Source organism: Phaeocystidibacter marisrubri (assembly GCF_008933165.1).
Taxonomy (GTDB): Bacteria; Bacteroidota; Bacteroidia; order Flavobacteriales; family Schleiferiaceae; genus Phaeocystidibacter; species Phaeocystidibacter marisrubri.
In genome coordinates, this window is sequence record NZ_WBVQ01000002.1 from 593756 (window position 1) to 606570 (window position 12815).

The following is a 12815-nucleotide window of genomic DNA, read 5'->3' on the forward strand; positions in this document are numbered from 1 at the left end:
TATCCCTCACCGAGGACGATATTTCGTTAAAAGTATTTATTCTTGCCACCAATTAACCAATCAACGTTTCCTACTAACCTGATGAAACATCTCAATCTAATTCTCCTATTCTCCATTCTACTGGGTTGTAGTCCATCAGAATCCACCTCTAACTTAGAGCCCATGGGATCTGAAAATGTAGCCTACAAATGGGGACAAATGGCTCTTGAAGCAACCGCACTAGATACCGAAAGGTTCAAACCTAGACCGACCATTACCTCCCGATATCTCGGATTGATTTTCACTTCTGTTTTTGATGCTTGGTCGCGATATGACTCAGAAGCGATCCCGGTTTACTTAGACGGCGTTAGTCGTAGACCGACAGAAGAGCAAACACTCAAAAATAAAGAAATCGCGATCAGCTATGCGGCATACAGAACCATGCTTGAGTATTATTACTCTGACTCTGCACTGTTCTCTGAGTTCATGGTTGAACTCGGCCTAGACCCTTCCAATACAAGCACAGACCCATCAACCCCAGAAGGCATTGGCAACTTGGCGGCCTTGGCAGTGATCGAAGCCCGAAAAGGAGATGGCTCCAACCAATACGGCGAAGAAGTAGACACCTTGAGTGTACCTTATTTCGACTATACTTACTATCAGCCTGTCAATTCTGTAGACACCAATGTTGATATTAACCGATGGCAACCTAAGTACTTTAGTGATGGCGCAGGTGGACAATTTGCACCAAGTTGCTTGACACCTTTCTGGCAAAATGTAAAGCCCATCAGCATGACTTCCGGCGATCAGTTCCGCCCAGGTCCTCCACCAATGGTGGGTTCGGAGCAACTCAAAGAAGAAGTGGCTCAAGTGGTTGAAATGCAAGCCAATCTTACCGATCAACAAAAGGCCTTGGTAGAGTTCATGCGCGATGGCCCTCAATCAGTACAGCAAGCGGGGCACTGGCTCAAATTTGCACAAGATGTATCCATCCGAGACAATCACACGCTTGATCAAGATGTAAAGATGTACTTCCTCAATCAAGTTGTGGCAATGGATGCCTTTATCGCTTCATGGGATTCAAAAATGTACTATGACTATGCACGACCTTTCGCATTGGTTCATGAATATTATGGCGGAAAGACCATCACCGCGTGGGGCGGAGAAGGATATGGTATGATAGAAATGGATGGAAACGACTGGCGTCCGTATTCACCATCCATCTTCTTATGTCCTCCATTCCCTAGTTACACTTCCGGACATAGCACAATTAGCGGTGCTTGTGCTGAAGCACTAAAATATTGGACAGGAAGTGATGAATTTGGCGTAGAAGTAGAATGGGTAGCTGGTTGTTTAACGGAACAAGATCGCTTGGGCGATACCGTAACATTGAGCTTCCCAACTTTCACAGACGCCGCAGAACAGGCCGGCATTTCAAGATTGTATGGAGGATATCACATCCAGGCCGACAACATTGCTGGATTGGAGCTTGGTAGAGATGTTGCTCGAAACGCGTGGAGCTTTTACATGAAGCACGTTCCAAGTGCTAGTTCTCCTTTTGAATCAAAGTAGGAATATCCCTTCTACTTTTTTCCATTCTACACCATGAATTCTCGGTAATCGTTGAAGTCCATTCAATGAATTACCGAGAATTTTTGTTTTACTCCTCTTAATATACACCTACATATCAAATAGTTAGAAGCTGAAAATAGAAGTTAAAAGTCTGCATTTGTCGTAACGCTGATTTGGTGAGGTTTTCAAAAAATTTACTTTACTTTTGACCTAACCAACTTACTCAACTACGAACTGTTTTGCGATAGACGTAGTTGGACATACCTACTAACCAACCTCCGCTATGAGCGAAAGACTATTCCCTATAGCTTTCCTTAGACAGTTTGTGGCTGTCTTTGTATTCACGACAATTTTACTTGCTCCTGAATCAGGAAAAGCTCAGTGTACAACACCCGGTCCGGGCGAAGTTGCTATTGAAATTGTTTTCGAAGCCGACGGCTTTGGTACAGAGATTTCATGGAATTTACAGGATAGTGCAACTGGAAACCTTTATGCATCTGTTGGTTCCGGCTCTTACAACTCAAACAACGTATATGGCCCAACGGCCCTTCCTCAACACCAGTTATGTCTTCCAACGAATCAAACATTGAAGCTCAATGCATTTGATTCATTTGGCGATGGTTGGAATGGAGGTACGTTCTATGCACGATACGCAGAAACCCAGGACACTGCATTTAGTTACACCTTGGCATCTGGATCAACAGGAGTAGCCTATTTCCAAGTAGAACCTGTCCTTAAAAAAGTAAGCATCTGTCAAGGGGAATCATCTCCCGCGCTTGTGATAGATGACACCATAGCACTAGACTCGGGCCAATACATCTACTCTTGGGAAGAGTCCTTTGATAGAGCGACTTGGGCAGCCGCACCTAGTTGGAATGGTGATCCATATTCATATCAGCCATTGGGCTCAAGAACAGATACCAGTTACTATCGTCGTATCGCGATTGATTCCGCAGCTAGCGATACAATTATCGATGAAATTAATCTCATTGTACCAGATTCACTATTGATTGACTCTGTACTCATCGATTCTTCCTTCTGTGCTGGAGTTGATGATGGGTCCATCACCCTCTATATCAGCGGTGGTGCTCCTCCTTATTCTTACTCCTGGAGCGACAATAGTACTGCGGGTAACCGAACAGGATTGGCTCCAGGTATTTACTCTGTAGTAGTTAGTGATCAAACAGGATGTATGGATTCTATCACCGTAGAAGTAGCCGCAGTTGCTCCGTTTGAAGCGAATATTGCCATAGACGATAGTTTATTGTGCTATTCCGATACGCTAGCCGCACTCTCTTTAACGGGCTTCACCGCCAATGCAAACATCACCTACCTGTGGAGTACAGGAGACACGACGCAATCCATTGACTCCTTGACTGCTGGCACTTATTGGGGCCGCGCTACCGACACGTCTACAGGTTGTATTGCCAGCGATACGATTACTCTAGTGCAACCTGATACGCTTGTGATTGACTCCATTGTATTGAGCAACAATGTGTCTTGTTACGGTGGAAGTGATGGTAGTGTGACCGTTTACCACACGGGCGGTACGGGTGTCGTTACGTACACCTTTACTGGACTGAACACAAGTGTGGTTCTCAATGATCCGAATGCACTTATAGCCGACGATTACACGGTCTTAGTTACTGATGAAAATGGATGTACCTCGGTCAATACCGTAAATATTACGGTTGGAAACGATCGACAAGAGCTCGACGGCGGGTCCATAGGTAATTAAGATCCTCATAAATGTTACCTATGAACTCCAGCTTGAAATATTACATTTCGGTGCTAGGGCTACTTCCCCTATTGCTATTGTCGAATGGGTGTTCTGAAAGCACGTCTTCAGATGAAGATGATCCTTCAGAAACGGAATCCCCGCTCTTTACTTCAAAGAGTCCTTCAGCAACAGGGTTATCGTTCTACAACAGGCTAGAAGAGAACATCTTCTCCCATGAGAATGTGCTCACGTTTGAGAACTATTACAACGGCAGTGGTGTAGCGGCAGGTGATCTCAATAACGATGGTTTGCCAGACATTTACTTTGGCTCAAACACCAGCCCGAATGCCCTCTACAAAAACCTGGGCAATTGGAAATTTGAAGCCGTTGAAGATCCCATTCTACAAGCTACAGATCGTTGGACAAACGGTGTGAGTATGGCGGATGTCAATCAAGATGGTCTTCTCGATATTTACATTGCTTGTGGTGGACCTTCTATCGACCCAGAAAAGCGCAGAAATAAGCTTTTCATCAACGAAGGCAACTTCAAATTTAGAGAAGCAGCTGCTGAATACGGCGTGGATGATTCCAATTGGTCTACGCACTCTTCCTTCTTTGACTATGACGGTGATGGCGACCTCGACCTCTTTGTGATGAATCACACCACATATTGGGGCGTTCGTATTCCAGAAGTGGTTGAGTTAATGAAAGACACGGCTAATATGCTTCTGGCTACCAACCACCTCTACCGGAATGATGGCGAAGCAGGCTTCACTGACGTTACCATTGAAGCGGGCATTTTGGCCTACGGATATGGCCTTGGACTCGCTACAACAGACATCAACAATGACGGGCTAACCGACATCTACGTGGCCAATGACTATTCCGTTCCAGATTTCATGTACATCAATCGCGGAGATGGAACTTTTGTAGATGAACAAAAGGAACGCACACGTCAAATCACCTACTTCGGTATGGGCGTGGATGTAGCAGATTTGAACAATGACCTGAGTCCAGAGATTTTGGTGGTAGATATGGCCATTGACGATCACTACCGCAGTAAAACGCTCATGGCTAGTATGAATACTCAGTTGTTCTACTACCTCACCGAAAACTTGAAGCTCCCTCATCAATACATGTTCAACAGCCTTCAATTCAATGATGGTACTGGACATTTTGTGAATGTGGCTCACCAAACGGGTCTTGCAAAAAGCGATTGGTCTTGGACAGCACTCATGCAGGATTTTGATGGGGATTCATACAAGGACATTTTCATCAGCAATGGCATTCGTAGATATCCTCGCGACAACGACTTCCGCATGGCTATGCAAAAGGCCAAAGACGAAAACGGAGGGTCTGTTCCAAACGAGTTGAAGGAAGAACTCTTCGCTATGATGCCAAGTATTCCACTTTCTAACGAATACTACCGCAATAGAGGCGGCGATATGAAGTTCGATAAACTCCGTTCGGCTTTTGGCAACGACTCAGCCTATACCTACGGGGTAGCTTATGCCGACTTTGACCAAGATGGCGACCTCGACTTGGTGATGAACAACATTGACGATACGGCTTTCGTCTTTGAGAACACGACGGTGAATAACTTCCTCCGACTGGATCTTAGAAAGAGTGAAAACGGTCCAAGTGACTACAATGCCAAAGCCTATATCAAAACGCCATTAGGATGGCAGTATCAAGAGTTGTCTCCTATTCACGGATACTTCTCTTCGATGGAGCCCGTTCTTTACTTTGGCGTTGAAAAAGAGAACACTGTAGAAGAAGTTTGGATTAAATGGTCAAACGGCAGTTGGAGCAAGAAGGAGAATGTGAATGTCAATCAAACGCTCACGTTAGTAGCTTCTGCTCAAAACATGACAGCGGCGGGTCCAGATGTCTTGAACAAGTCGAGTAATTCACTCATCAACGCCCTTTCTACCTCAAACGCACCTATTACCCATCGCCATTACGACGAACCCTACAATGAGTTCGCTGCAGAGATTCTGTTGCCGCATTCGCAAGGTAGACTTGGTCCATCTGCGGCTGTGGGTGATGCTAACGGCGATGGACTTGATGATTTATACCTAGGTGGAGGTAAGCACCAAGCAGGCGCGTTGTACTTCCAAAACCCAGATGGAAGTTTTGACCTAGCTCCAGTTCAACCATGGACAGAAGATTTCCGATCTGAAGACATGGGAGCACTGTTCTTTGACTTTGATAACGACGGCGACCAAGACTTGTATGTATGCTCTGGTGGTGGTTCAGAAATGCTGCAATACGATGCATCTGTTCTCACCGACCGATTGTATGAAAATACCGGAAATGGTGAGTTCACCCGCAATAGCAGCGTACTTCCGAATTGGTCGAGCAGTACCAAAGTGGTTACCGCGGCCGACATCGACAACGATGGTGATTTAGACCTCTTTGTAGGAGGACGAACGTCTCCTGCGGCATATCCAACCATTCCTGCATCTAAGCTCCTCATCAATGAGAATGGAGTTTATAAGGATAAAACCATTGAGTACTTCGGAACCTATAAACTGGGCATGATTGCCGCAGCAGAGTGGGCAGACTTTAATGGCGATGACAAACTCGACTTAGTTCTAGCCGGTGAATGGATGCCAATCAGTTTATACCTACAAGGTGAAAACACGTTTGAAGAATCTGGCGCCAGCTACGGTTTATCGAATACTGAAGGATGGTGGCACAGTTTGTTGATTGATGATTTCAACGGCGATGGCACACCTGACATCATTGCTGGAAATCTGGGAGAGAACAACAAATTCCACCCAAGTCTAGAGCATCCTCTCTTCTTGTTTGCCAATAACTTTGATGGAGAGCGAAACATTGATATCGTTCTTGCCAAAGAATACCATGACAAACTTGTACCCGTACGAGGTAGAGAGTGTTCGTCTCAACAAATGCCTTTCCTGAAAGATAAGTTTCCACAGTATGCCGATTTTGCTTCGGCTTCACTTGAAGAAATTTACGGCAAAGAAATGTTGGATGAAGCCCTTCAGTTTAGAGCAGTTACTTTCAGCTCTACGGCATTTATGAGCAGCAGTGATGGATACGAAGCCCAGAAGCTTCCATTCCAAGCTCAGCTATCACCTGTGAATGCCTTCATTGCAATGGATCTAAACGCAGATGGTCGAAAAGACTTGATGGGTGTAGGTAACCATTACATCACAGAACCAGAGACCCCTCGATACGATGCAGGATCTGGCTTCATCCTACTTCACAACGAGGATGGCAGTTGGACGTACACCCCTAGTGGATTGTACTGTCCAAATGATGCGAAAGACCTAAAACTCATTCGCAGAAAAGTTGCCCCTCCTCTATTGGTGGTTCCGAACAATGCGGACACCACCCAATTCTTCGAATTACAGTTAAGCTCAACAACCAAAGACTCCTAACCACAGACTCCTAACCTTGAGATTATGAAGACCAACTTATTAATGAATAACACGAGGACCTCCTTCGTCGGTGTATTTCTCACCGTATTCGCCCTCTTGTTCAGCTACAAGGGTGAGGCTCAGTGCACCACTCCTAGCCCCGGAGAAGTATCGATCGAAATCGTTATGCGTTCGGTGAGTTTCTCTACCGAAATGTACTGGACTATGAGTGACAGTACCACGAATACACAACTTGCATCCGTGTCTAGTGGTACATACCCAACCAATTTAACGGTCTACGACGGGAGCTACCTTCCTCAACATCTGCTTTGTGTTCCCATTGATCAAACGCTAAAACTGGATGCCTTCGATTCCTTCGGAGATGGATGGAATAATGGTGAGCTCATCGTGAGGTACAATGAGTCTAAGGACACGATCTTCCAATATAGTATGCCGAACACTGGTGGAGCTGGTAGTGGTGGACAAACAACGGTGTATTTCCCGGTTCCTGAACCCCCTACGTACATCCATATTTGTAACGGAGACGTTGCTCCTCCATTTAACAACCTCGATTCCATTTCAGGTGGTTCTGGTAATTTCATGATTACTTGGGAACAATCTATGGATAAGGTGAATTGGAGTTCAGCTCCTGGCGACAATGACAGCTTGAGTTATCAACTACCTGGTCAGCAGTTTGATACCAAATATTTTAGGAGAAAGGTTGTTGACCTCACTTGTGGAGATAGCGCATACAGTAATGTTATTACATTGTCTGTTCCTGACTCTCTCAAAATCGATTCAGCAGACGTTCAGAATGTTGCTTGTTATGGAACCCATGACGGGCAGTTGCAAGCCTACGTGAGTGGTGGCCGACCGCCATATATCTACTCTTGGAATACTGGAGACAGTACTGCTGTCATCGACTCCTTAGACGCGGGTGTTTATACCCTTACTGTTACCGATAGGACAGGATGTTCGTTTGTAGACTCCTTCGAAGTAACACAACCTGCGCCGCTGGCCATGAACATTACATTGCAAAAATCAGTGGATTGTCCAGGTTTCTCGGATGGCGAATTACTCGCGGTACCTGTTAACGGCGTACCTCCTTTCACTTACTTGTGGTCGAATGGGGATACAACCGCTGTAGCGGATAGCATCTCAGCAGGTACGTATTATGTAACTATGACCGACAGCTTGGGCTGTCAAGGATTGGATACCATTGTGGTTACCGATTTCGACACCGTTAAACCAACGGTCATTGCTCAAGACGTTACCGTATACCTCGACAACAATGGCGCTGCTTCCGTAACCAGTGCAATGGTAGACAATGGATCAAATGATCTTTGTGGTATTCTGAAAACAACTGTTACGGATTCCATTTTCGATTGTTCTCATTTGGGAGCCAATCCTAGATATTTCATTGTAGAAGACATAAATGGAAACATAGACAGCGCATCCTTTATCGTAACCGTAGTGGATACCATTACTCCGATAGCGAGAACAAAGAATACAACACTCTACTTGAATGCCAATGGTGTAGCTGTACTCAACCCAGTATCAGTAGATGCTGGAAGTTCAGACAACTGTCTGATCACATTGAGCTCTAGCCAAGACACCTTCACTTGTGTGGACAAAGGATTGCAATTGCGCAACCTTACGGTAACCGACCTAAGTGGAAATAGTGCAACAGAAAGTTTCTTTGTGGATGTAAAAGATACCATTAGTCCTACACTCGTTGCTCGTACCATTACAGTGCAATTGGGCGCAACGGGACAAGCGAGCATTTCGGCATCTCAACTAGATGGAGGAAGTACTGATAACTGTTCTAACCTCTTCTTCTACTCTGCATCTAAGACTAGCTTTAACTGTTCCGATTTGGGAGTGAACTCAGTGACACTTACCATCACCGATCAAAACTCTAATTCAACCACAGGCGTAGCTACCGTCATTGTTGAAGACAACCTAAATCCATCGGCACAAGCTCAAAACCTTACCGTTTACCTTGATGCGAATGGACTAGCTAACATTACCGCTGCTCAGGCAAACAACGGTAGTACCGACAACTGTTCAATTGACAGCATGTGGGTGTCTCAAATGGATTTCACTTGTGACGACTTGGGTTCGAATAGCGTAAGCTTCACGGTAAGTGATACGGAAGGTAACACGAACACCACAAACTTCATTGTGTCGGTTAGAGATACCATTTCGCCAATTGCCACAGCTCAAGGTCTAACGATCTATCTAGATGGAAACGGTCAGGCTAGCATTACTACTAGCATGATCAACAATGGATCAACGGACAATTGCTCAATCAGCACCATCACGTTGGATCAAATGAACTTCACTTGTGCTGATCTTGGAACGAACACTGTAAACCTTACGGTAAGTGACGCTTCAGGTAACAGTAGCAGTGCAAGCGTAACCGTAACAGTGATGGATACGGTTAGTCCAATTGCCATGGCTCAAAACCTTACCATTAGCTTAAATGCAAGTGGTCAAGCCAGTGTAACGCCAGCAATGTTGAACAACGGCTCAACGGACAACTGTACCATCAGTACAATCACCTTGAGTCAATCTGACTTTGATTGCTCAGATATCGGAGCGAATACTGTAGTAGTTACGGTAACCGACAACAGCAATAATCAGAGTACCGCTACGGCAATCGTTACCGTTCAAGACAACATTGCTCCTACTGTAGTCACTCAGAATCACACGGTGTACTTAGACGCTACGGGTTCAGCGACAGTCGCTCCATCCGACATCGATAACGGAAGCATGGACAACTGTGGGATTGAAACCTATGCCACCGATATTACCTTGCTCGATTGCGCTGACCTAGGTCAGAACCTTGTAATGTTGAGTGTGACAGACAGCTCTGGCAACACAGCAAGCGCAAGTGCAATAGTAACTGTAGTTGATACGGTGACTCCAACGTTGAATAACACCCCTGCGAATATTACTGCTTATGCAGATGCCGGTCAGTGTGGAACCATTGTACAGTGGCCAACCATCACAGCTATCGACAACTGTAACAGCACGAATATCATCAGCAGTTCTATCAATGGAAGCCTGTTCTCCTTGGGTGTAACTACAGTAACGGTTACAGCCAACGATCCAAGTGGTAACTCTACCACTGCGTCCTTCACGGTAACCGTATTGGATACTATCTCTCCAATGATTTCCAACCTACCTACTAACATTCAAGTGGTACCGAACGCTGGTACTTGTGATGCGGTAGCAACATGGTCTACACCAACGGCAACCGATAACTGTGGTACACCAACGTTGACCTCTAGCTATGCTTCAGGTGCTACCTTCCCAGTGGGTACTACAACAGTTACGTACACCGCAACAGATGCCGCTGGCAATACAAGAACACGATCATTTGTCGTAACCGTTACGGATATCGTAGCTCCGGTTATTGCCAATGTACCTGCCAACATCACAGTGGGTAGCTCTACAACTTCTTGTGGCAATGTGGTGAATTACCCTGCAGCTACAGCAACAGACAACTGTTCTTCAGCAAGCTTAGCATACTCACACCCTTCGGGAACTACCTTCCCTGTGGGAACCACCACTGTAACCATAACGGCTACAGATGGCGCGAATAACACAAGCACGGCAACATTCAACGTAACCGTTGTAGATGACGTGAAGCCAGTTCCAACGTTTGTTCCAGCATCTGACACAGTGGGTATTTGTAATGCAAACTACACCTACGCACCAATAGCGGGTACAGACAATTGTGGAAACGTAGTGGTTACACAAACCTCAGGCTTGCCAAGCGGAAGCATCTTCCCGGCGGGTATTACAGAGAACGTATTCCGCATCCGAGATAACGCAGGTAATGATACGATTGTGAGATTCACCATCGTGGTTGTTCCAGGTGGTCAGCCTTCTATCCCAGGTCTACTAGAGATTTGTGAAAACGATCCTGCGGTAGACATTACGCTCGGTCAGTCTTCACTCGTTTGGACCGGACCAGGTGTAGTGAATGGAAACACATTTGACCCTCAAGCAGCAGGAGCTGGTCGTCACCAATTGAATTACACATTCACAGACGACTACAACTGTACAGTAAGTGGAAGCATCTCGGTTACCGTTCTACCTATTCCAACAAAACCAGTTATCATTCAATTGGGAACAACCACATTGGGCGTTCAAGGAACGTATACTACCTACCAGTGGTATCGCAACGGACAGATCATTCCAGGGGCTGTAAATCCAACTTACTCTTACAACGTAGGAGGTAACTATCAAGTAATGGTAGGTAACTCTTCGGGATGTATGAACTACGGCGATGGACGAGTTGTAGGAACTTCTGGTGGTGGTATCGGTATCGAAGAACTCGACATCACAACAGTAGAGGTTTATCCTAACCCAACTGACGGCTTGGTTAACATCAAAGTGAATGCAGATCAGTCAACCGATCTACAGATTGAATTGGTTAGCCTTGGAGGTCAGGTATTGTACAACGAAAGATCTATGACAACAGCGAATGGATTGATCAGTCTCGACTTCAGTCATCTTCCAGCTGCTACCTACATCTTAAGAATCTCGAATGATGCGTCTGTATCCAATCATAGAGTCATCATCAAATAATTGCATGAACATGAAAAAGTTAGCTGTCTTTATTCTTCTTGCTATAACTGGATACACGGTAGAAGCTCAGGACATGAGAACCGACAACAATCCAGGATCTGAACTGAAGCCTCTTACACTAGGCATCCGTGGAATGCATGTATACGACCTTCCTTCGTATCGTTTTGATGGACCTTACTCTGAGGATATGTACGGTATGAATGGAGATAAAACTTCATTCGACCTTGGATTTGAACTCTACCTTGAGTACATGTTCAATCCATTTGTAGGAGTACAAATCGATCACCGCAGAGCGAATATCAGCGGTGCGAGCGATGTGGAGTACTATGAGGGAACTTTCAACCTTACAGGGGTTGATGGAATCTTCATTTGGAATAACCTCAACCCTTCGTTGCACAACCGTCGCTGGAACTTCTTGACCAAAGTAGGTTTGGGTTACGGAAGTTACTCTTCGGAACAGTTCCTCATTAAAGACGATTCTCGCGATCAATCTAGCTCTGCTGATTTTTGGTCGGGTCGCATTGGCTTGGGTGTTCAGTACGAACTGTCTACTTCATGGAGAGTTGATTTGGAAGTGATGTACAACGTGGCCTATGACGATGGTTTTGATGGATATGATGAAGCGAAAGGAAGCGACACTTACCTCACTACTGCTCTAGGTATTGCTTACACCTTTGGAAATTCAGAGAAAAAACCGACCTACCAGGTGGGTTACTTCAGTGAAGACTACCTAAACATCAACGGTAGTAAGGATGACTCTACTGCGATGGCGAATGAGAAAAAAATTGACAGTCTTCGTACTAGCATTGCACAGCAAGAAGACAAGATTACTCAGAAGTCACAGGAGTTAGATGAGCTTTCTGCTAAGATAGACTCACTTGAAGCACAAAGCGCAGCTCCGAAAGCTGTAGAAGTGAATCACATTGCTGAAGTTTATTTCAACTTTGATTCCTCTGTTCTAACGGTTGAGGCGAAGAAGAGCCTAGCGATGATTGCTCAAGAGAAACCAGACAACATTAAGTTGGTTGCTTTTGCCGATAACATCGGAGATGAGACCTACAATGCTGAATTGAGAAAACGTCGTGCAGAGGCCGTAAAAAGCTTCCTAAGTCAGTTTGGATATGAAGACGACCAGATCACCATTGAGATGGGAGAAACCATGCCTATTGACGCTGATAATCAATTCTTGAATCGCAAAGTGACGTTGCACTATTAATAATGGTGCACGTCTCTATACTCAATTAGAGATCCCCACAAACACAAAACCCTTGCTAGTCGTAAGATTAGCAAGGGTTTTTTAATGATGTGCCCCAGGCGGGACTCGAACCCGCACGAGCATTTCTGCTCAAGGGATTTTAAGTCCCTCGTGTCTACCAATTCCACCACCAGGGCGGCGGTTGTGGATGCCAAATATAATGACTTGTCATTTAGTATTTGACAAAAAAAATCCCGACTATTCGTCGGGACTAGAGCGAAAGACGGGATTCGAACCCGCGACCCCAACCTTGGCAAGGTTGTGCTCTACCAACTGAGCTACTTTCGCGTTTTCCCGT

The 12815-nt window shown here is 45.3% G+C and carries 5 protein-coding genes and 2 tRNA genes; 5 read left to right on the top strand and 2 right to left on the bottom strand.

All coding sequences use genetic code 11. From position 1 onward, the window contains the following. The first annotated feature begins 81 nt into the window (after positions 1-81). The 5 genes from F8C82_RS10065 (at position 82) to F8C82_RS10085 (ending at position 12478) form a co-directional block, all read left to right on the top strand. On the top strand, positions 82-1551 hold the full coding sequence (locus F8C82_RS10065) for a vanadium-dependent haloperoxidase (RefSeq protein WP_151693461.1): 1470 nt from the start codon (positions 82-84) through the stop codon (positions 1549-1551). A gap of 283 nt (positions 1552-1834) precedes the next feature. After that, on the top strand, positions 1835-3289 hold the full coding sequence (locus tag F8C82_RS10070; RefSeq protein WP_151693462.1) for a SprB repeat-containing protein: 1455 nt from the start codon (positions 1835-1837) through the stop codon (positions 3287-3289). A 20-nt stretch (positions 3290-3309) separates the two neighbouring features. Then, positions 3310-6681: a VCBS repeat-containing protein gene (locus F8C82_RS10075; RefSeq protein ID WP_170266219.1), complete on the top strand. Its 3372-nt coding sequence runs from the start codon at positions 3310-3312 to the stop codon at positions 6679-6681. Between the two features lie 24 nt (positions 6682-6705). Continuing rightward, positions 6706-11262, top strand: a complete 4557-nt coding sequence (locus F8C82_RS10080) for an HYR domain-containing protein (RefSeq protein ID WP_151693464.1) — start codon at positions 6706-6708, stop codon at positions 11260-11262. 10 nt (positions 11263-11272) lie between these two features. Continuing rightward, entirely contained in the window at positions 11273-12478 is a 1206-nt protein-coding gene (locus tag F8C82_RS10085) for an OmpA family protein (RefSeq protein WP_170266220.1), read from the top strand. A 90-nt stretch (positions 12479-12568) separates the two neighbouring features. Here the strand turns inward: F8C82_RS10085 and F8C82_RS10090 are convergent. Continuing rightward, positions 12569-12654, bottom strand: a tRNA-Leu gene (locus F8C82_RS10090). Positions 12655-12732: 78 nt separating this feature from the next. After that, positions 12733-12805, bottom strand: a tRNA-Gly gene (locus F8C82_RS10095). Positions 12806-12815: the final 10 nt, after the last annotated feature.